Source organism: Moraxella lacunata (assembly GCF_002027545.1).
Classification (GTDB): domain Bacteria; phylum Pseudomonadota; class Gammaproteobacteria; order Pseudomonadales; family Moraxellaceae; genus Moraxella; species Moraxella lacunata.
The window spans coordinates 1-22272 of the sequence record NZ_MXAN01000082.1 but is presented as its reverse complement, the minus strand read 5'-3'; the positions used below and the strand labels follow the sequence as shown (position 1 = coordinate 22272).

Here is a 22272-nt window from a genome sequence, read left to right as displayed (position 1 = left end):
AAAAATTGTTACAAATGTTCAAATGCCCCGAATTTAAGATGTTACTTTGACTCTCATTGTATCCCGCTTTACCGTGGAAAATTTTGGCTTTTTGGGTAAAAAATGCTAGAATAAGCCAAATTTTATCCTTATGTCATCATGTCAGCGACCACCCCAACCCCCAATACCCCCCAAGCCACTGCCAGCACCAATGCCAATGTTTGGTACAAAAACTACATGGTCATTGTGTTCGTCATCGGACTGCCACTCATCGTAGTCATTGGCTGCATTTTCTTTATCGTACACGCCTTTAAAATCAAAGACTCGCCCGTGCGTGATGACTGGTACATGGACGGCAAAAGCCTCTACCAAGACGCCTCCAAAGATAAGCTCGCCCATGATTTAGGCTTATCAGGCATCATGCGATTAGACGGCACGCCCGATGATTATGCAGTACGGTTTGAATTAAAATCCGCCCAAAGCATGAGTTATCCTGCCACACTCAATGTCAAGGTCTCACACGCCACTGACAAAGCCAAAGACCGTGATTTTGTGCTGACTTACCAAAGTGATAATCTCTACACTGGCACACTCACGCTTGACCCCCTACCCGCCAAATACTATCTTAACATCACCAATGATGACGACAGCACCACCGAGATAGAAGCTGGCTCATGGCGACTGACCCATAGCCAAAAACTGCCCGCCCAAAACGTGGCGTTTTTGCCTTTGACCGCCTTTGATAACGAACGTCAAGCCCTACCCGACCAACGGAACAAACGCCACCAACAACACGCCCCTGACACGGTACCGCCATTGGCACAATAATTATTGGACGATAACCCATCAATCAGCCCAAAAGCCTAAAATGACCAGCATAAGCCGTCAAACCCATCAGCCATTGACCGCTTTTCATGTCAAATGGCTTGCCATGCTACTCATGACCGCCGACCATGTGGCGTGGCGATTTCTGGAGTATGATACGCATTCATCAGAGATACTACACTTTTTGGGGCGGGCGGTAGCTCCGCTCATGTGCTACTTGCTCGTGGTCGGGTTTTATCATACGCATGATATGAAGGGCTACGCCAAACGGTTGGGGCTGTTTGCCCTTATCTCACAACCACCCTTTTGGCTGTTTAATATTGGCATTGCTCATACTGTCCTACTGTGGCAAGGGGTTTCTTTTGATGACTGGGCGGTGCTGACCCCTTTTATAGGCGGTAATGTACTGTTTTCGCTGTTTTTATCACTCATCGCGTTGATAATTCGGCACCATAGGGCTTTTAATATTTGGGAAAAGGCAATCCTTATCGCCCTACTTTATCCCATCATCAGTCTGTGTGATTATGGCTTTGCTATGATTTATATGACGCTACTGTTTGATTATTTTTATAAAAATCAGCCTAACTACCTTATCATCGCTTATCTGTTATCTTTGCCCGTCATCTATGTACTCATCTATGGCTTTAACGCCACCGTAGGGCTTGGCTATATGCACGTTGGCATGATACTCACCGCTCTTATTATCTATGGCTTTAATGGGCAAAAAGGCTCTGACTTTGGCGGTCGCTATTTGTTTTATTGGTTTTATCCTGTGCATTTATTGGTCATTGCTTTGGCGGAATATTGGCTTTTGGATTATGTTAAATAAATTATTGATACTAGAAAAAGGGATTGTTAATCAATGCTTTGTATAGGGAAAAATTGCAATTTACCCTATACAAAGCATTGATTTTTAAGGAAATTATAACTCACCCCACAATAAAACCATCTAACAATCAATAAACTACCATTTTAACTTAAAATTAGGGTAATATATGCACATCATCACCCCAAGGAGCTTTTATGAAAAATCTTACCTGCTGTGTATTATCCGCTATTTTGCTCAGCTCTATGCCTGCATTTGCACTAACTATTACCCCACCCGTATCGGAAGTAGAAAAAGTTAGAAATACACATCACTTATTTATCAGCTCCAAAAAGGTCGTCAAGAAAGAAACCATAGAAAAAGGACGGTATGGATATTCTGCCCACCTTAATTATCATGGCATGATTATTGAATTAATGGGTTCTAATGAGAGCTTTTTATAGTCAATTAACCCCAATTTGCACCAATGCTAAATTTTAAAAATTTGCTTGTCGTATGGTAAGGTGCGTACCACGCACCTTTTAAATGAAAAACCTTATTGGTGCGTAATACGCACCTTACTGCCAATGGGTGTATTTTGCAGTTAAATGATTATATATTTATGTTAATTACTCCAAAAAGAAAAAGGCGTCAGCCATCAGCCACGCCCAGTCTTTGATTTGCAACTTATCAGCCATCATCCATTTGGCACATTATCCACATTTTCATCATCGGCAACGGTCGTGCCTAGCCTGCTCATGCGTCTATCCATGAGCTGACGGGCAAGGGCTTGCATGTCATCAACACGGTCAATCTCATCAACAATTTCAAGCCCGAGCAAGGTTTCAAGCACATCTTCTAAGCTCACAATGCCTTTGACTTCACCAAACTCGCCCACAACAAGAGCGATATGCAGTCGCTCTTTTAACATCAAATCTAACACATCAAACAGCTTCATCTTGGCAAAGACAAAAGTGATGTCTCGCTTAAAGGCTTTGATGGGCGTATGAATCTCTTGGTTGGCTTTGGCGATGAGTAGGTCGCTTTTTAGGACAAAACCTGTGGCATTATCTAGGTCTTCATCAAAAATGGGAAAACGAGAAAATGGCAATTTAGGGTGCATGGCGAACACATCGCCCACCGTCATATTCTCATCAAAGGCAATCATCACCGAGCGTGGCGTAACGATACTCTCCACATGAATCATACTCAGAGCCAACGAGTTTTTGATAATACGTGTCTCTAACTCGCTCATCTGTCCTGATACTTCGCCTTGATTGGCAAGGGCGATGAACTCATGACGGTTAAACCCGCTCTCGTTGTTGCCCCGAGTGAGCAAGCGAGAGACTTTTTCGGCAACCCACACGATGGGGAATAAAATAATACTAATACCCTTGACATAGTACGCCACTGGCACAGCAAACCGTCGCCAATAGGTCGCCCCAAGCGTCTTTGGGATAATCTCACTACCCATGAGTACCGCCAATGTCATCACACCACTAAACACCCCAAACCACTCACTACCAAACACGATGGTCGCCTGCGAACCTGCCCCGAGCGAGCCTAAGGTATTGGCGATGGTGTTGAGCGTGAGAATTGATGAGATGGATTTTTCGATGTTTTTAACTTTGACTTCATTGAGCAAGTCGGCAGTTTTGGGATTGTCGTCTTGTAGGGTGTCGATATAGCTTGGGGTCATGGTCAAAAGGGTTGCTTCCGAAATAGAGCAAATAAACGAGACCACAAGCGACAACGCCACATAAAAGATAAGCAAAATAACATTGGCGCTGGTTGCCTGCCCCACACTCTCGCCTGCGGTGGCAAAAGCAATGATGGGAGAGACGGCTAATAAAGACAAAGCAATAAGGAAAAATCGCGGTCGGGGCATATAAAGAGTGAGTGGCTTAAATTAACCGCTAATATTAAGCTAAAATGATGACAACTGCAAGTATTTTAGGACAAAGTGGGCAATTTTATGATGATGGGCGTGGTTGGGATTAGAGAAAGTATGATGATTTTGGGGAAATTTATAAAATTTTTCAAAGACTTATGTAAAATTTTATAAAATGCGTTTGTTTTATGGTATGATATGCGTTATTTTTCGTTTTGGAAATTTAGGAACTCTCATGCTACTTTCTATTTTGGCGACCACCGCCCCTGCTCAGCCTAATGCTTTTTTGCAATTATTACCGATGATTGCCATTTTTGCCATTTTTTATTTTCTTATCATTCGCCCCCAGTCCAAGCGTGCCAAAGAACACCGTGCCATGGTCAATGCGTTGGCGGTGGATAATGAAGTGGTGTTTGCTGGCGGTCTGGTCGGTCGCATCAAAAAAGTTGATGGCGACTATGCGGTCATCGCCCTAAACAACAACACCGATGTCAAAATCCAACGTGCGTCCGTGATTAGCGTATTGCCCAAAGGCACGATTGAAAATATCTAAACTCGGTATTGTTAAATGTGCATTTTAAATAAATGCATTAGGCAAAAGGATAAGCCTTATTTTAACAAGACCAAATAATGATTTAACACTTAAATTATTGTCAATTATTAAAGGGTTTGGTTTATGCAGTTTTTAAATGATTTAATTAATAAACCAAACCCACATCATCAACCTTTGTAAAGAAGTCCTTATGCATTACCCTGCTTGGAAATACATACTCATCGCTGTGGTGCTGGTCGTTGCTGGCTTGTACGCCCTGCCCAATCTCTACCCTGACGAACCTGCGGTACAAATCACAGGTGCCAGTGCTGGCACCGAGCTGACATCTGACGTGTTGGTGCAGTCACAGGATCTGCTTGATAAGGCAGGTTTGGCACATCATGATGGTAGCTTTGCCAATAACAGTGCCTTGATTCGCCTAAATACCGCCGAAGACCAGCTCAAAGCCCAAGAGACCTTACGCCAAAATCTAGGCGAGAACTACGTTGTGGCACTAAACCTTGCCCAGACCACGCCCGAATGGCTAAAAAACATCGGGGCAAAACCGATGAAACTGGGTCTGGACTTGCGTGGGGGCGTGCGGTTCGTCCTAGAAGTGGACATGGATAAAGCGTTAGAGCAACGCCTAACGGTTGCCACCCAAGACGTGCGTCGCAATCTGCGTACCGCCAAAATTGCTGTCAAAAGCCTAAGAACCACCAAAGATGGCATGATGCTGACCTTTAACAGCGACGATGAACGCAACCGGGCTCAAAACGCCCTACAAGGGAGCATGATGGACTTCACGCTAAGACCCCTTGCCAGTAATGACGGGGCGGTGTTGGAACTCACTTATACCGAACAAGCCCTAAACCAAATCAACGAGTATGCCGTCGGTCAGAACTTGACTACCCTGCGTAACCGCATCAATGAGCTGGGTGTGGCAGAAGCACTGGTACAGTCACAAGGCACCAACCGTATCGTCGTTGAGCTACCCGGTGTTCAGGACACCGCCGAAGCCAAACGTGTACTGGGTCGTACGGCAAACTTAGAGTTTCGCATGGTCAGTGAAGACGCTCATAACTTCACAGGCGGTATCGCCCCTGCTGGTACCGAAGCCTTTCCTTTTGGCACGCTTGATGGTCCACCCGTCTTACTTGACCGTCAAGCCATCGTGACAGGTGATAAAGTCCAAAACGCCCAAGCCGGTGTTGATGAAAATGGTCGCCCGCAGGTATCCATCACCCTAGACACAGCAGGCGGTCGCCTCATGAAAAACGCCACTCGCACCAGTGTGGGCAAGCAGATGGCGGTGCTATTTATTGAAAACAAACAACGTGTTGGCTATGAGACTGACCCCGCCACAGGCGAGACTAAGGAAGTGCGTCAGCCTTATAGTGAGACTCGGGTCATCAACCAAGCCACCATTCAGGCAGTATTAGGTTCATCCTTTGTCATCACAGGACTAGACAGCCCTGCCGAAGCTGGCGAGCTTGCCCTACTGCTTCGTTCTGGGGCGTTGGCGGCACCGATGTACTTTGTCGAAGAGCGTACCATTGGTCCATCGCTGGGTCAAGATAACATCGATAAAGGTCTTAGTGCGTCTAAAATCGGCTATCTGCTCGTGTTCTTATGGATGATTGTGTTCTATCGTGCTTGTGGCGTGATTGCCAACATCGCCCTTGCCTTTAACATCATTACGCTGGCGGCGGTGATGTCCATCATCGGCTCATCGCTGACCCTGCCTGGTATCGCTGGGGTCGTGCTAACCATGGGTATGGCGGTCGATGCCAACGTGCTGATTTTTGAGCGAATTCGTGAAGAACTTGCTAATGGAGCCAAACCCAAATCCGCCATTGTTGCAGGCTTTGACCGTGCATTTAGTTCCATCTTTGATGGTAACATCACGACGTTGCTTGTTGCCTTTATCTTGTTTGCCATCGGTACAGGCCCTGTCAAGGGCTTTGCCATCACGCTTGCGATTGGTATCATTACCTCGCTATTTACCGCCATCATCGTCACACGTGCCTTGATGCAAATCTGGTATGGCAATCGCAAAAACCTCACCAAAATCAGTATCGGCTAGGAGTAGAAGATGACAGACAATAACGACAATCTTAACACCACTGGTGAGACTCGCCGTCGTCGTGCCCCACGCCGTGATGGCAAAGGCAGTAACGCCGCCGCCAATGCCAGTCTTGACAATCAAGCCATCATCGCCCAAACCGATGAGTTTGCCGAAAAAGAAGGTGGGGTCAAACTACTGGGCAATAAACGCATTATCCCGTTTATGAAATTAGAAATCCCCATGGTGGTTCTCTCCGCCATCTTGGTGATTGCCAGTCTGGTTGCCATCACCACCAAGGGGTTAAATCTCGGGCTAGACTTCACAGGCGGTATCTCTGCCGATGTGGCATACAGTCAGCCTGTGGAGCAAGCACAGGTTGCTTCTGCCCTAGCTGACAAAGGCTTTAATGATGCGGTCGTGCAGTATCTTGGCACCCGTCAAGAGCTACTCATTCGTCTGCCACCCCAAGAAAACAAAGACCCCGAAGGTCTAAGCGATGCCCTAAGTGACGCTCTAAATCTCCCTGCCAACCCTGCCAAAGTGGATAATGTCAATATCATCGGCAGTCAAGTGGGCAAAGAAGTCTATACACAGTCGCTCATGGCGTTAGGGTTGGCACTCATCCTAATGATGGTGTACATCTCCATTCGCTTTCAATTCAAATTGGCAGTGGGGGCAACGCTCGCCCTGTTCCATGACGTGATTGTAGTGTGTGGACTGTTTGCCATCTTTGGTTGGCCGTTTGACTTGACCGTACTGGCTTCTGTGCTGGCATTGATTGGTTATTCGGTGAACGACACCATCGTGGTCTATGACCGTATCCGTGAGAACTTCCGCCGTGTGCGTGGACTGCTACCCCGTCAAGTCATTGACCTATCTTTGACTGAGACTTTACGCCGTACTTGCATGACGTCTGGTACGGTCTTTGTGGTCGTGCTTGCCTTGCTGTTTTTGGGTGGTGATGGGCTATTTTGGTTTGCTCTGGCTCAGTTTATCGGCACCATTGCAGGGACGTATTCATCGGTCTATGTTGCCAGCTCCATTCCTTTGCGTATGGGCTTGTCTCGTGAAGATTTTGTGGTGCGTGTCAAACCTGAATTTGAAGAAGAAGTGGTGGTCTTTGCTGACCCCAAACTCCAAAATGCCCAAGATTGATTGCAAATTTAAAAACCGCTCAAATAACTTTGGGCGGTTTTGGTTTTGGAAAAATATAAATGAATTGGGTAAATTGGTGTGGTATACACCATGCTTTTTTATAGTAAATTAACTCCAATTCACACCAATGCCACATTTTTTAATAAGGTTTTTGTAGGGTGGCGTACCACGCACCTTACTGCCAATGGGTGTATTTTGAAGTTAAATGATTATACTAATTTTATAGGCGTGCTCAGCACGCCCCTACAATCCTATGGCAAAAATCCAATTCATGACCAACAAAACAAATTAATTTGGCAACCCACCTTTACACCCCCATCTCACACTGTGCCCGCACCGTCTTAATCCCCCTATCGGACGCCCACGCCAGCACGTCTTGGCGTTTTAGGGCGACTGCCATCATGTCAGGAAATTCATCAGGCGTACAGGCAAACACAGGACAGTCAAGCCCTGCAAACACTTTCGCCAAATTCTCATCATAAGACGGTCGCCCGTCATCGGACAGGGCAAGCAAGGTAATCACGTTTACGCCTTGGCGTTTTAGGTTGGCAATGCGACTGATGAGTTCTTTTTCGTTGCCCCCTTCGTATAGGTCGGTGATAAGAATAAGATGCGTTTGGGCGGGGCGTTCTATCTTGTCGGCACAGTACGCCACCGCTTGGTTAATGTCCGTGCCACCGCCAAGCTGTACGCCAAACAGCACCTGCACAGGGTCGGCAAGGTCGTCCGTCAAATCCAGCACCACCGTATCAAAGCACACCAGCCGAGTCTTGACCGCAGGAATGCTTGCCATGACCCCTGCAAAAATCGCACTATACACCACCGAGCTTGCCATAGAACCCGACTGGTCAACGCACAAAACCACTTCATCAAGGTCAGCCAATTTGCGATTTTGACGCATAAAGCCGATGAGCGTCTCAGGCACAATGGTGTGATAATTTGGCTGATAATGGCGTAAATTGGCTTGTATCGTCCGCCCCCAATCAATGTCGTTAAAGCGTGGGCGGTAGGTGCGTTTGGATTTATTGACCGCCCCACGAATGGCTTCTGTGGTTTTGTTTTCTAGCTTTTTTAACAGCTCGTCCACCACTTTTTTGATGACTTGGCGTGCCGTGTCTAGGGTTTTGTCAGGCATGGCACTACGCAGGCTCACCAAGTCCGCCACCAAATGTACGTCCGCTTCCATTGCCGACAAAAATTCAGGCTCCAACAGCATTTGTTTTAACCCAAGCCGTTCAAAAGCGTCCTTTTGCACCACCTGCACCACCGAACTTGGGAAAAACTCTCGTATGTCGCCAAGCCATTTTGCCACTTTGGGGGCAGACCGCCCAAGCCCTGCTTTTTTATCGTCATCTCCCCCACCATATAGGGCGGTTAGGGCTTGCGATAAGCGTTTGTCCCTATCGGATAGGCTGGCATCATCGCCACCCAATACCAAATGCCAACGGCGGGATTTTTCTTGTTCTGGGGTGTTCATGGGGTTTCCTTGATTTAAAATAACTGGGGTCGTTGGGGCGTATTTGTTTTGATTGTGGACGTTATATTTTACCGTTGCATAGCAAATTAACCCCAATCCGCACCAATTCTATATTTTTTAATAAGGCTTTTGTAGGGGCGTGTTGCACACGCCCGTTGGTAAGACTAACAACGAGCATATTCAGCAAACACCACCTACCCCAACAGCCCTACCAACTGCCGAACGTGGATTTGCCAAAATTCTGCCAAATCCTCATGATGAACAAACACGTCATCTGCCCCACCACGCCCAAAAATCATCTCCAACAGCCGTTTTCTCTCATGGCTATCTAGATGACCAAACACACGGCGAAACAGGGGCAAATACTCGGTAAAATCGGTCTCATCAAGAGCCAATAGCCATGTTTCTAGGGTCGTCAAAAGCGGTTTGTCATACAAAAGCTGGTCAGTCGCCCCACTAAAAAAGCCCTCAAAAAAGCGTGCCGATTGGCTTGCCCCCACTGTGGGCGACAGCGTTTTTTGTAAGGTCGTGGTCAGCTCGTCCGCCGTCAAGCGTTCGCTTTGGTACAAAAGGCGACTTGCTAGTCCCACAATCCGCCAATGACCACTTTGTCCGCCACGAGCCAGTAGCTCGCCACTTATCTCGCCCAATGCTTGCCACCACACGTCCATAAGCTCATCGTTTTGGCTAAGTTTTAACGCCCCATGCACGTCCACGATATGTCTGTGATAATCGTCCGCTTCGTCATCGTTGATATTTTTTATGGCAAAAGGCAGTCCCACGCTTGCCTTGACGGTCAGCTCATAGACCAGCTCGCCCACCTTATCAAGGGCAACCTTACGAGCCGTACCATAGCGTTCTAAATGGATAAGTGGCGACAAACTGCCAAGCAAAGTCAGCACATTATCGGTATGCGTGGCTTGCTCGGACAGCCGTTGTACGCCTGTCATGGCGGATTTGTCAAGCCCTGCTTCTAGGGCGGTTTGGACGTGTTTGGCAAGCTCACCAAGCTCGTCCGTTTGGGCGATTTTTTCGCTTAGGCGGTTACTGCTCGCCTCAAAAATGGTGTTGCCATAGACCAGATTTTCAATAAGCGACACGGCAAATTCTGCCTGCCAACAAATCTCCCACCGCTCACGGAACGTCCCCCGACTGCTCCCTGTATGGCGTGGCTCGCCCCACGGCACGCCCAAAATGGCAAGGCGGTGCATTAGGTGTGATTTTTTGAGTCCAATCTCACTCCTTAGGTCAAAATCCACCTCTTTGGGGGTCGCTTCGGCTTTTAGTTTGGTTTGTTTTTTTAGGCGTTCTAAGTCTTCTAAAAGCGGTGCAAGGGGCAAATCATCAGGAATACCGCCCACGTCCTTGCCAAGCAATATCTCATCGGCTATCGTCTGCCACAGCACCCGCTCGCCAAAACACAAGCACGCCACCACCGCCTCGCACAGCTCCTCAAACCCCACCGCACGCCGTCCCCGCACCAGCGTCAGACTCTGGGCAAGGCAGGTCGCTTCTATCACGGACGCAGTTGAGATGACATGACCCCTTTTGCGTAGGGCGGTTGCGATTTTGGTGAGCCAGTTTTCGTGTACATTTGTACTATTTTCCCACAAATGCTGATACCACATGGGAGCGTCCACCCCTGCCCCATAGCCATAGCCCTGCCCCACTTTGGCTAGGCGTGGGCTGGTGTAGGGTATCCATGTGGTTTTGAATTTGGACGTGGGTAATTTTTTGGGTAAGTTTTTTAACAATGCCGTATCTGATTTGGCGGTATAAGTCATCACTTTGCCGTCTTGGGTCAGGGCAAAATCAGGCGACAACGCAGGAACGTGCCATGCTCCACACACCACCGCCACGCACTCGTCCGTGTCTTTGGCGTGCCGTCTAATCTCTTGACGCATAAAGGCTTCTCGGTAGTCGTCCCCGTCCGTGTCGCTGTCATGGTCGGCAACCTTCTCATCTAGCACCTTTTGGCGTAAGGCTCTCATCATCTCATGCACCGCCCCAAACACCGCCACGTCATCAACTGCCGACTGCTCCACCACGTCATTCCAAAAGCTCTCGCCGTCATCATAGCCTGCCAAACGCCCAATCATGCCAATGGGGTCAAGGCGTAATTGGATAAGCTCTTGTTGGTTGTCGTTTAATTCATTATCCAATTCATTTTCTAAATTATTTTCTAAATCGCTTTTTGAGTTATTTTCTAAATTATTTTCTAAATCGCTTTTTGAGTTATTTTCTAAATCATTTTCTATTTTTTCTTTTAATTCATCTTTTAAATCATCTTTATTATCTAATTCATCATTTAATTCTTGCTCCATTTCTTCTTTTAAATTTTGCATTTGTTCAATTTGCCCTGCCAATGTTACTGAGACAGGCAAATCAATAAACGCAACTTCCGCCCCATGATTTATCGCCCACAATACCGCTTGATATTCGGGCGAAAAATTGGCAAAAGGATAATAGATATGGCATTCGAGAAATTCATTGGCATAAGCAAGCAATGCCACAGGCGGACGCATTTGGGCATGAGCCAATAAAGGCAAAAGCTCGGTACAATCGCTCGCCCCTTCTATCAGCACCTTTTTGGGTTGTAGGCGGTCAAGGGCGGACAATAGGCGTTTGGTGCTACCCACGCCATGATGTCTAATGCCAAAATAATGAATGTTTTTCATATTATCCTTTTAAGATGATTTTAATAAACGCTCTGCAAAACCCAGAATTAAATATTGTAGGGGAAAATTACATTTGCCCAAAAATCAACACTTTATCACAGGGCAAATTGCAATTTGCCCCTACAAATCTACCCAAAGGCGGTTGATTGGCAATACCAATAAAAAATCTTATTGGTGCGTTATACGCACCTTACCACTTTTAAAATAATTTTAAAAACCCAACCCTTTACATTACAACAACTCATTAAAAATCCGATAAAATTCAGCATAATCTTTACGCTTTTTTAATACCGTTTCTAAATATTCTTCCAATACCGCTTTATCTTGTACAGGGTCTTTGATAATCGCCCCCAGCATATTTTGGCTCACGATGTCCGCCGACAACGTGCCATTTTCAAACCAATGCGACTGCGACAAACTGCTCACCATGACCGATATGGCTTCGGCAGTGGATAGGTTGCCTGTGGGCGTTTTTAGGGCAATCTTGCCGTCTAGGGTCTCGCCCCCACGAAGTTCACGGAACATGGTGATGACTTTGGCAATCTCATCGCTCGTGTTTTTTGGCACGGGCAATTCTAGGCTTGTCCCCATTTCTGCCACACGTTTGGCGACAATGGCTATCTCTTCGTTCATGTCGTCAGGCAAGGGCAACACCACGACATTAAAACGGCGTTTTAAGGCACTCGATAACTCATTGACCCCCTTATCACGGTTGTTGGCGGTAGCGATGACATTAAAGCCACGCTTGGCATAGACCGCATCATCAAGCTCGCTAATCGGTAGCATTTTTTCGGATAACACCGTGATGAGCGTGTCCTGTACGTCCGAACCCATGCGAGTCAGCTCTTCTAATCGGCATAATGTGCCGTCTTGCATGGCACGGAACAGGGGCGTGGGGACAAGGGCATCACGACTTGGACCTTTGGCGAGCAGTTGGGCGTAATTCCAGCCATAGCGGATTTGGTTTTCGTCCGTGCCTGCGGTACATTGAATCACTCGGGTGCTGTCGCCACAGATACCTGCTGACAAATGCTCGGACACCCACGATTTTGCTGTCCCTGGTACGCCAAGTAGTAGCAACGCCCTATCGGTCGCTAAGGTCGCCACCGCCGTCTCAATGAGCTTGCGATTGCCCACATATTTTTCGCTGATAGTTGTGCCGTCTGATGTCGTGCCACCCATGAGATATTTGACCACCGCTTGGGGCGACAAGTGCCAGCCTGTCGGTTTTTGGGCGGTGTCGTCCGCTTTTAGGGCGGATAATTCGTGAGCATAAATCACTTCGGCAGGTTGGCGTAAAATGTCGGTCATGGGTTTTTCCTTTTAAATAAATTTGAAAATAAAATTGGTTGTTGGGGTAAATGAACTTCCTGCAAAACCTTGAATTAAAGAAAACCGTTCGTGGTGAGCTTGTCGAACCATGAAAAGGTTTTTTTCACCCTTCGACAAGCTCAGGGCGAACGGAAAACTGGTTTTGCAGGAAGTTTATTTTTAACAAAATCAATCCACCCTATTATCCAATAACGCATTAAAATGCAATGTCGCCAATACAGGGTCGGTTTTTATCACGCCCATTTGCACTAAATGAGCCAAACATTCTTTGGCGGTGTCTTGATTTAATAATAAACCTAAGGCAAAAATTTCATGGATAATATGCCAGTTGTCTATATAACCTGAATTTTTTTGTTGCCAATTTTCAAGATCGGTCATGAGTTTTTTATAACTGCTACTGATTTGTAAGGCATTAAAATTTAATGATAAATATTTTGGCATAAAAAGCAATAATTGATTAAAGTCTTCGCCTTTGACAAATTTTTTATACATATATTCTTGGCGAGTCTCTAATGACAAACGGGGGCGAATGAGCGAATAAAAATAATACCCATAATAATCGCCTTTTTTATCAATGATTTTTAATAAAGGATTGGCAATACTTATCAATTCATCATCGCTTATCATGCTTGCCATTCTTTCAAAAAAAGCATGGCTGTAATTGTGAGAACTGCCTTTTCTTTCATTGCCGTCATAATCCCATGCCAATAAAAATTCGCCCAATGATAACTCAAATTTTTTGGCAAGGGCAAATAAATTGACCTTTTGTAATTTTTCAAAACGATTTTCACGCAGTTTGTTATTTTTGGTCGCTTTAAAAATAATACCGTCCGCCCCAACCTCTAATTCATCAAATAATTCATCGGCAAGCGTATCCTTATCATCAAACTCGCCAAGCCGTGCCAGATAGGTGCTGGCAAGCTGTTTGACTCTTTGGGAGCGGTCTTTTTGTAGGCTTTGCAAAAATGGCTTGTCATCGTCAGACAGATTGACTGCCAAGACTTCTATCAAATCAAACCGCTTATCGGCAGGTTCATTGGGGGCGAATTTAGCAATCAAATCAAGGGCGAAGTTTGGGTCGCTATGACGCAGTTGCCTTAACATTTCACGCCTTTGAGCAGGATAAAACTCGTCCCACGTCTCATCGGTCAGCTCTGTGTGGGCATGAGTGCTATCATCGCCCCCTACCCACGCACACCATGCCAGATACTCATCGGGCAATTTACTCTCGGCACTCATCTCGTCTAAATGGGTGAGCATATTTTTTGGCGGTAGCCACACCGTTGGCGGAACGACATAGCCACGCTCATGGATAAAATCAAGCAGTCGCACCGTCTGCATGGTGTCATCATGACAACCCTCCAATACCTGCCTTGCCAAACGGTGCAAGGGCGTGGGTAATATTGGCGTGGGTAAGGTTGGCAAGGCGGACGCTCGGGTCAAGGCGGTGCTTGGGGCGTGGGTGTATCGCATTTGCTCGTATTGGCTCATGAGCGTGATTTGGGTAAGCGTGGGGTGTGGGCTATTTTGGATAAGTGTGGCAAGCTCGCCCCAGTCGCCCCCTGTCATCTCATGCAAGCCGTCATTGGCTATCATGAGCTTTGCATAGCTGTCATCTATCGTTTGTTTTAGCACGTCAAAAGCCCCCATGTTGTCTGTACACTCAAAAGCTCGCCTGCCACACCGTCCCACACGATAAAGGCGTACTGTATGTCGCACGACAGCACAAGGGGCGATAGGTCAGTATTGGCAAGGCGTATCGTCTCATCGCCCACATACCAAAACCGCCCTGTCTCGTCTTTGGCGATGTGTCCTTTGCCCAGCGTGTGAAACAGCTCGCTTGCCCAAGGTAGCTCATTGAGCTGTTTGGCGTAAGCGGTGCGTAAGTTGTCCGTACTAAGCTGTGGCACGATAGGCAGTAGGCTTGGTGTGGCGTTGGTGTTTAAGTCATGATTTGGGTCATAGTAAGAAAGGCTTGTGGCAACAGGCTTGGTCTCCACCGTCTCAAAAAACGCCCGACACGGCACACGACTTGGATAATAAATAAGCCTTCCTGCCATAAGCGAACCGACATGACTGCCTGTGCGTTTTACCCCTGATGTGGGGTGATGAAAATCTTGTAATATGGCGGTGTTTGGTACGTTATCGGCGTTGTCCGTGCCGTCTGTCATTTTAACAAGATAAGTGGTGTGGCTGATGAGTCCGTCTTTGCGGTTATGGGTTCGCTCGCCCACCACCTGCCACACGCCCACCACCGCCAAAAACGGATTTTGGATAAGCTCGTCCTTATTCTCGGCTCGGGTAATGGTACGGCGAATGTCGGGGTCGTCAGGATTTTTTTGCCACGCTTGGCAAAGTAGATACCACCGCCCAAACGCCCCAAACGCCACGCTGGCTCGGTCGGCTTTTGGCGTGTTAAATAGCACGGACGGCAACTCGTCCACCATGGACGCAAGTCCGCCTGCCTTAGCGTCCACAAGGCGAGCGGAAATCTGCCGACTTCGCTCGGTCGCATTGTCCATAAACGCCCCCATACCAAGCCGTAACTGGTCATCAAGCCAGCCGACAAATTCTTGCAGTCCTGTGCCGATTTGGGCATCGGTATTTGCCTTGACTTTTTCGGCACGTTTTTTGGCGGATTCGGCTTTTTTGGAGTCAATGGGCGTGGTAGGCTCGTCTGTGTCAGCTAGGGCAAGTGATTTTTTGGGTGTGGATTTGGGGTTGTCGGTGTTGTCGTCTGCCTTGTCGGCTTTGGCAGTCTTTCTACGTCTGCCCAGCCAATCTGCCACCCAATCAGGCGTAACGGACGGCAAAAAAGGCGATGAATCATTGACATATCGCCACATGAGAGCTAGGGCGTGTTTGCAGGGGAATTTGCGAGACGGACAAGTGCATTTGTAGCCGATGTCGGACACGTCCACCACGACATAATAGGGCTTTGAGCCTGAGCCTTGACACTCACCCCAAGCGGTGTGAGTCGTCTCACAAAAGCCCTGCCCTTGCCATTTGCTGTCTGCTAGGAGTTTTTTGGCGGACGATAAGGACGCTTGGTCAGGGGCGATGTCTTCTATTTTTTGTAGGGTTAAAGTCATGGAAAAATGTCCTTTTTGGGGGATTATAGCATGGAGCGAAAAGTTGTACAAGGTAGATGAGAATGAGTGGCTTTATGAAAAGGGGGTTTGGGGATAAAGAGATGATGTGTTACAATAAAAATCCCATAATGGACAATTATGGGAATATTAGACTTCTTTCCAAACCCCGATTTTTGTGGATTTTTAAAAACTTCAACCCCAATACTTATAAAGGTTTATTTTTAGTTTGGAAAGAGATTTATTACAAAAGTATCATGTAAAATGGATTTAACAAACCATTTATTTGACATTTTAGATAGTAGTCTAAAAAGTATGCTGAACTAGGTTTTCCGTTCGCCCTGAGCCATGCCTGCGGGTGGGAAAACCGTCATGGTTCGACAAGCTCACCACGAACGGTTTTCCTTGTAGCATACTTTTTGAACCAGAGCCAGCATTTTAAAATTTTTTAAAACCAATTTATCAACTTACCCTAATTTAATTACTCTATTTAGATGATTTGGTATTATTCCAAAAATTAACCTTTTTAAAATACAGATGTGTAGGGGCGAATCACATTCGCCCAATTATTGGTTTAAATTAAAATTTTGATACAAAACAAATTACAATTCACCCCCACGCTCATACACTTCCACCACATTCCCCACCACGATAATTGCAGGGGCAGGCAGATTGGCAACTGCTTGTTTTTGTACAATATTTGAAAGCAACCCTGTCAGTACCGCTTGATTTGGCAAACTGGCATTTGAGATAATCGCCATGGGCGTATCCGTGCTAAGTCCGCTTTTGGTCAGGTTCGCCACGACTTTGTCAATGGCATGAAGCCCCATATAAAACACGAGCGTCTCGTCCTTGTGATACACGCTTTTTAGACCGTCAAACTCGCTGTCCTGATAGCACGCCGTCAAAAACCGCACACTGGTCGCAAGCCTCCTATGCGTGAGCGGTATGCCCGCCCCGCTCGCCCCTGCAAGGCTTGCCGTAATCCCTGCCACGACTTTATATGGCACGCCCGCAGTACGGCACGCTAGCATCTCCTCGCCCCCACGCCCAAACACGAACGGGTCGCCCCCTTTTAGGCGTAGCACACGCTTGCCACACTTGGCATACTGCACGATAAGGGTGTTAATCTCATCTTGGGTTTTGGTGTGATGACTGCGTTTTTTGCCGACAAAAATCTTGTCGCTATCACGCCGACACAACTCCACAATGGCAGGCGAAACAAGGGCATCATACAGCACCACGTCCGCCTGTTGCATAAGTCGCAATGCCTTAAAGGTCAATAAATCAGGGTCGCCTGCCCCTGCTCCCACGATATAGACTTCGCCTGTGTTTTTATTGTCATTTTTGATAAAATCATTTAATTCATCGGACAAATTTTTTATGGGTTTGTCATTTAAAGCATTGGTAAAAATCTTTTCCCAAAAATGCCGTCTTTGGTTTATCGTACTTAATTTTTCTTTAACAGTATTTCTAAATTCGCCTGCTTTTTTGGCAATGTCGCCGATATTGATTGGCAAACTGCTTTCTATTTTGGCACGGATAAGGCGAGCCAATACAGGGGCTTTACCATTTGATGAAATGCCAATGGTAATCGGGTCTCTATCCACAATCGCAGGGAATATAAAATCGCATAACTCTGGCGTATCCACAACATTGATAAACAGCCCAATTTCTTTGGCATTTTGATGAACGATTTTATTCAAATCATTATCATCGGTGGCACAAATGACCAATATAATCTCATGCTCATTTTTTATATCAATTAAATCCTGTTTTTCATAAGATTTTTGAATGATGATATGATTATGATGAATTAAAAATTCTTTAAACTCTTTATCAAAATGTTTAGCAAGCACAACCAATCTTGCCCCTGCATTGGTTAATAATGTGGTTTTTCTTTGGGCGACATCTCCGCCCCCAATGATAAGGGCGGTTTTTTGATTTAGATTAAAAAATAAAGGCAAGGTATTCATATTGGCGTTTTGGCTAAATGATAAATAATGAGATAAATTTGATTTACGGATTGCAGGGGCGTGTTGAACACGTCCTTTTATTTTAAATATACATTTTTGGCATTGTTAATTAACCATACTTTTGGGTGGATTTGTAGGGGAAAATTGCAATTTGCCCTTTGATAAAGTGTTGATTTTTGGGCGAATAAATTGCCCCTACACGCCCGAATTTTAAAATATATTTTTATTGAACAATACCACATTTTTTATAATTGCGTATGTAATCCGCATTCACGGTGTGCCAACGCTTTTGTTGGGTCAAAATAATCATCTTCGCCATATTCTGATATGGTTGGTAATCCATGATTGGCTTGATAAGTATTTAATTCATCTGCCGATAAATAAAACAACGGAGCGACTTTTAATACACCGTCTTTGGATAGGCTTAATACGTCCAATGCCGTGCGAAATTCGGTTTGGTCTTTACGAATGGCATTAAACCACACATCAGGATTTAACTCCACCAATGCACGGCGAAACGGTTCTAATTTGACCTGTTCGGTAAATTCGGCATGATAGTCGCTATCCACATCAGGAATACCATTTATGGTAACGTCCGCCAATGCCACATCACGAAAGGCACGAGTTTGGGCGGGGATATAAGTAACCACATTTAGATTTAATTCTTTAATGAGTTTTTGGGCGTGTTTATAAGTTTGCACGGTATTATATCCGCTATCCACAAATAGCACGGTAATATCAGGGCGAATGCTTGATACCAAATGCAAAATAGACGCTTCATAAGGGCGAAAATTGGTAGTAATAATGGGATTTTTGGCAATGGATAACGCCCATTTAACAATCTCTTGGGGTGTTTTGCCAGTGAGTGATGAATTATATTCATCAAGGTTTTGTTCATTGACAATAGTTTTTGACATGATAGGCTCCGATTAACTAAAACAGGTATATCATAAAACGAAATTTTTTATTTGTAATCTTATAAAAATTACTATCGTTAATCGGTTTTGGCATATTAAATTTTGTATTTAATTTTAAAATTTTTTAAATACACCCGAGAAACTTTAAAATTACCACAAACATAATAGACTTCTTTCCAAACCCTGATTTTTATGGATTTTTAAAAACTTCAACCCCAATACTTATAAGGGTTTATTTTTAGTTTGGAAAGAGATTTAATGAAGTTTGGGTGTAGGGGCGTGCTGTGCACGCCTATAAAAATTGGCATGTTATCAAAGGACGTGCGGAGCCAGTCCCTACAAAGCCTGTGGTAAATACTAAGTTTGTTAGGTGTATAAAAAACCATAGGACAATATCATTTATCCTATGGTAAAGTTTATTTGGGCGAATTGAAATTCGCCCCTACATATCTGTATTTAACACCTAGCGAAACATCGGCAACGCATTGACCGATTGTCGGCTTTGGGCGGTTTTTAAATCATTTAAGGTTAATATCAGCGTTTCCACTTTATCATCACTCACGATAAAACCATTCGCCCCTGATTTGACAAAATAGCTGGACTGGTCAAGCCCAAATGCACCGCCCACGATTATTGTGGCGTGATTGTTGATTTTGCGGAGTTGGCGGATTAGGCTAAATACTCGCCCGTCTTTAAAATCTTTGACATAAATTAGGATATTTTTTAACGTGTTAATATCCAAACTTTGTGCCAATTCATGTTCATTATCATCAGCCGTTAATAAAATATGATAATCCAAATGGCTATTTTTATAATCTTTTTCCAATATAACGGTTAGGGAGTTTTCTTTATTTGCCAATGTATCGCTTATTGTCAAATCAATACTTTGGAACAATGCCGTTTTTTCATCATCAGACATATTGGGAGCATATAACACCACGTCTGATAAATCTTGGCTTGCTACGTCATTTTTTAAAATAATCAATTTCATATTTTTATCCTTTTTATATCAACCATAAACCGCTTCTTTAAACGGGGCGATACCTGCTCGTTGCACATAATCGGCAAAAGTCTCTATATCGTTCGCCGTCTCTTGGCGATTGTTTTTATAAACATTGGCAATGGTTAAAATCGTATCCGCCACATCATCAGCCGATACCGCTCGCCCCAATACCTGCCCAAGTCGTGCATCCGCCCCAGAACTTCCGCCCAGACTAATCTGATACCAATGCTCGCCTTTTTTATCCACGCCCAAAATACCAATATCGCCCACATGATGATGAGCACAGGCATTCATACAGCCCGACATATTTAGGCGAATTTGCCCCAAATCATATAAATAATCCAAATCATTAAAGGCATTTTCAATGTTATGGGCGATATTATGCGTGGTGGCATTGGCAAGCGAACAATAATCAAACCCTGGGCAAACTATCATATCAGTCAGCGTACCAATATTAGCACGAGCCAAATTAAGCTCTTTTAGGGTGTGATATAAATCATAAAGGTCGGTGATTTTAACATCACCCAATACCAAATTTTGCTGATGCGTGGCACGAATCTCGCCTAAGGAATATTTATCCGCCAAATCGGCAAGTTTATTCATCTGGTAACTTGTCAAATCGCCTGCTGGAATATATTTGTCATTTATCACGCCTTCTTTTAGTGATATAACAACCGCTTTATAACCGTTTATTTTATGAATGACGGTATTATGCTCATACCAATTTTTAAAATCTTTATCGGCATTTAATTGTTTTTGTAAAATTTCATTTGCTGTTAATGGGTCAATCGTTTCATAATCAGGCTCGCTAAAATAACTTTCTGCCTTTTTAAAATGTTCATCTGTCAATGTCAAATCGCCGTCTTTGGAATATTGCCATTCTATATCCACTTTTTTGGAAAATTCATCTTTGCCCATACTCTCAACCAATATTTTAATACGAGCTTTGTATTTATTATCACGCCGTCCTTCTAGATTATACACCCTTAAAATAGCGTCCAAATAACTCAATAAATGACGGCGTGGCAAAAATTCGTTAATGACTTTACCAATCATCGGTGTCCGCCCAAGTCCGCCCCCAACGATAACTTCAAAACCAATCTCGCCATTTTTTTGTACTATATGAAGTCCAATATCATGCACCTGCGTGGCGGCACGGTCGGCAGTTGTGCCAATGACGGCAATTTTAAATTTGCGTGGCAAATAGGCGAACTCAGGGTGAAAAGTACTCCATTGGCGGATAATCTCGCAGTAAGGGCGTGGGTCGGCAATCTCATCGCCATGAATGCCCGCATAGGGGTCGGTCGTGGTGTTGCGAATGCAGTTGCCCGATGTCTGAATGGCGTGCATTTGGTTGTCCGCCAGTAGCTGTAAGATGTCAGGGACTTCGGGCAATTTGACCCAGTTAAACTGAATGTTGGTGCGAGTGGTAAAATGCCCATAGCCCTTATCATAAGTGTCGGCAATGTGAGCCAGCGTTCGCATTTGATAGCTTGCCAAAAGCCCATAGGGAATGGCGATACGAAGCATGGGGGCGTGGCGTTGGATATAAAGTCCGTTTTGTAGGCGAATGGGCAAAAACTCATCTTCTGGCAACTCGCCTGCCAAATACCGCTCGGTCTGACGGCGGTACTGGGCGACACGTTCATTGACAAGGGCTTGGTCGGCATAGGAATATTGATACATGGCTGGTTCCGTTTGGCTGTTAATGGCGATATGGTAAAAAAAAGCCGTCAAAAAGGGTAATGCAAAAATGGCATATAGATAGGGGGAATTTGCATAGCTCGGTTGCAAATTCCCAAAAAAGGAACTATAATGAATTCATTTAAGAGAAAATTATGCGAGTGATTGCCAAACGCACCTTAGTACAATTTTATGAAAATCATGCAGATGCAAAAACGCCCTTGCTCGCTTGGCATGATTTTGTATTAAAATCAGAATGGAAAACACCCCAAGATATAAAAAACGATTTTGCAACGGCAAGTTTTGTTGGAAATAACCTTGTGGTTTTTAATATCGGTGGCAACAATTATCGCCTTGTGGTTGAAATCGCTTATCAGGTTGGCGTGGTGTGGGTTAAATTTATTGGCATGCATTCTGACTGTGACAAAATAGACGTGGAGACAATCAATGACCATTAAGCCCATTAAAAATGATGATGATTTAACTCTTGCTTTTATCGCCCTTGAAAAAGTATTTCAGGCCGAAAATGGTACAAGGCAAGCCGATGAGAGAGATATTCTATTGGCATTGATTGAACATTATGAAAGTAAGCATTATCCCATTCCCCATGCCGACCCTGTTTCTGCCATTTATTTTGCTATGGAACAGCAGGGACTTAGTCGTGATGAATTAACGCCTTATCTGGGGGCAAAAAGTAAAATCTCTGAAATTTTAAATGGCAAACGCCCCCTTAGTCTTAGTATGATAAAAAGACTACATAAAGGATTAAAAATTCCTTATGAAAGTTTGCTTGCTTGATTGTGTAAGCTCTTAATTATGATTGATTGTACTATTGAATAGATGTGTAGCAACTGTATTCCAC

18 protein-coding genes are annotated in these 22272 nt (G+C 44.9%); 8 read left to right on the top strand and 10 right to left on the bottom strand.

Annotation, left to right across the window (positions count from 1 at the left end; all coding sequences use genetic code 11):
• The first annotated feature begins 138 nt into the window (after nucleotides 1-138).
• From B5J94_RS11095 to B5J94_RS11085, 3 genes are all read left to right on the top strand, one after another.
• Nucleotides 139-807, top strand: a complete 669-nt coding sequence (locus B5J94_RS11095) for a FixH family protein (RefSeq protein ID WP_062498664.1) — start codon at nucleotides 139-141, stop codon at nucleotides 805-807.
• A 40-nt stretch (nucleotides 808-847) separates the two neighbouring features.
• A complete protein-coding gene (locus B5J94_RS11090) occupies nucleotides 848-1633 on the top strand; it encodes a TraX family protein (RefSeq protein WP_062498663.1) in 786 nt (261 codons plus the stop codon).
• 194 nt (nucleotides 1634-1827) lie between these two features.
• Nucleotides 1828-2073, top strand: a complete 246-nt coding sequence (locus B5J94_RS11085) for a hypothetical protein (RefSeq protein WP_062498662.1) — start codon at nucleotides 1828-1830, stop codon at nucleotides 2071-2073.
• Between the two features lie 233 nt (nucleotides 2074-2306).
• Here the strand turns inward: B5J94_RS11085 and B5J94_RS11080 are convergent, their stop codons facing one another.
• Nucleotides 2307-3497 carry a CNNM domain-containing protein gene (locus tag B5J94_RS11080; protein ID WP_079364135.1) on the bottom strand — a complete coding sequence of 397 codons (1191 nt, stop codon included), beginning with the start codon at nucleotides 3495-3497 and terminating at the stop codon, nucleotides 2307-2309.
• 238 nt (nucleotides 3498-3735) lie between these two features.
• Here B5J94_RS11080 and yajC point away from each other — a divergent pair, with 238 nt between their 5' ends.
• The 3 genes from yajC to secF all read left to right on the top strand — a co-directional run bounded on the left by yajC (nucleotide 3736) and on the right by secF (nucleotide 7255).
• On the top strand, nucleotides 3736-4053 hold the full coding sequence (gene yajC / locus B5J94_RS11075) for a preprotein translocase subunit YajC (RefSeq protein ID WP_062498661.1): 318 nt from the start codon (nucleotides 3736-3738) through the stop codon (nucleotides 4051-4053).
• Between the two features lie 190 nt (nucleotides 4054-4243).
• Nucleotides 4244-6118 carry a protein translocase subunit SecD gene (gene secD / locus B5J94_RS11070; protein ID WP_062498660.1) on the top strand — a complete coding sequence of 625 codons (1875 nt, stop codon included), beginning with the start codon at nucleotides 4244-4246 and terminating at the stop codon, nucleotides 6116-6118.
• 9 nt (nucleotides 6119-6127) lie between these two features.
• On the top strand, nucleotides 6128-7255 hold the full coding sequence (secF, locus tag B5J94_RS11065) for a protein translocase subunit SecF (RefSeq protein WP_062498659.1): 1128 nt from the start codon (nucleotides 6128-6130) through the stop codon (nucleotides 7253-7255).
• Between the two features lie 307 nt (nucleotides 7256-7562).
• Here the strand turns inward: secF and B5J94_RS11060 are convergent, their stop codons facing one another.
• The 9 genes from B5J94_RS11060 to B5J94_RS11015 form a co-directional block, all read right to left on the bottom strand.
• Nucleotides 7563-8732: a vWA domain-containing protein gene (locus B5J94_RS11060; RefSeq protein WP_062498658.1), complete on the bottom strand. Its 1170-nt coding sequence runs from the start codon at nucleotides 8730-8732 to the stop codon at nucleotides 7563-7565.
• A gap of 194 nt (nucleotides 8733-8926) precedes the next feature.
• The gene (locus B5J94_RS11055; RefSeq protein WP_062498657.1) at nucleotides 8927-11410 is read right to left on the bottom strand and encodes a DUF5682 family protein; all 2484 of its coding nucleotides are present in this window, start codon (nucleotides 11408-11410) and stop codon (nucleotides 8927-8929) included.
• Between the two features lie 231 nt (nucleotides 11411-11641).
• Nucleotides 11642-12721: an ATP-binding protein gene (locus B5J94_RS11050; protein WP_062498656.1), complete on the bottom strand. Its 1080-nt coding sequence runs from the start codon at nucleotides 12719-12721 to the stop codon at nucleotides 11642-11644.
• Nucleotides 12722-12910: 189 nt separating this feature from the next.
• Nucleotides 12911-14461, bottom strand: a complete 1551-nt coding sequence (locus B5J94_RS11045) for a DUF5691 domain-containing protein (protein WP_143821979.1) — start codon at nucleotides 14459-14461, stop codon at nucleotides 12911-12913.
• Nucleotides 14371-15834: an SWIM zinc finger family protein gene (locus B5J94_RS11040; protein WP_062498654.1), complete on the bottom strand. Its 1464-nt coding sequence runs from the start codon at nucleotides 15832-15834 to the stop codon at nucleotides 14371-14373. The genes B5J94_RS11045 and B5J94_RS11040 overlap by 91 nt, the downstream gene beginning before the upstream one ends.
• 599 nt (nucleotides 15835-16433) lie before the next feature.
• Nucleotides 16434-17807, bottom strand: a complete 1374-nt coding sequence (gene cysG, locus B5J94_RS11030; protein ID WP_062501488.1) for a siroheme synthase CysG — start codon at nucleotides 17805-17807, stop codon at nucleotides 16434-16436.
• A gap of 245 nt (nucleotides 17808-18052) precedes the next feature.
• On the bottom strand, nucleotides 18053-18724 hold the full coding sequence (locus tag B5J94_RS11025; RefSeq protein WP_062501490.1) for a phosphoadenosine phosphosulfate reductase domain-containing protein: 672 nt from the start codon (nucleotides 18722-18724) through the stop codon (nucleotides 18053-18055).
• Between the two features lie 463 nt (nucleotides 18725-19187).
• A complete protein-coding gene (locus tag B5J94_RS11020) occupies nucleotides 19188-19715 on the bottom strand; it encodes a DUF934 domain-containing protein (RefSeq protein ID WP_062501390.1) in 528 nt (175 codons plus the stop codon).
• An 18-nt stretch (nucleotides 19716-19733) separates the two neighbouring features.
• Nucleotides 19734-21413 (bottom strand): nitrite/sulfite reductase, encoded by a 1680-nt coding sequence (locus tag B5J94_RS11015; RefSeq protein WP_062501396.1) that lies wholly within the window; start codon nucleotides 21411-21413, stop codon nucleotides 19734-19736.
• A 152-nt stretch (nucleotides 21414-21565) separates the two neighbouring features.
• Between B5J94_RS11015 and B5J94_RS11010 the strand changes: the two genes are divergently transcribed.
• On the top strand, nucleotides 21566-21868 hold the full coding sequence (locus tag B5J94_RS11010; RefSeq protein ID WP_062501392.1) for a type II toxin-antitoxin system HigB family toxin: 303 nt from the start codon (nucleotides 21566-21568) through the stop codon (nucleotides 21866-21868).
• On the top strand, nucleotides 21858-22208 hold the full coding sequence (locus B5J94_RS11005) for a helix-turn-helix domain-containing protein (RefSeq protein ID WP_062501394.1): 351 nt from the start codon (nucleotides 21858-21860) through the stop codon (nucleotides 22206-22208). The genes B5J94_RS11010 and B5J94_RS11005 overlap by 11 nt, the downstream gene beginning before the upstream one ends.
• Nucleotides 22209-22272 lie beyond the last annotated feature (64 nt).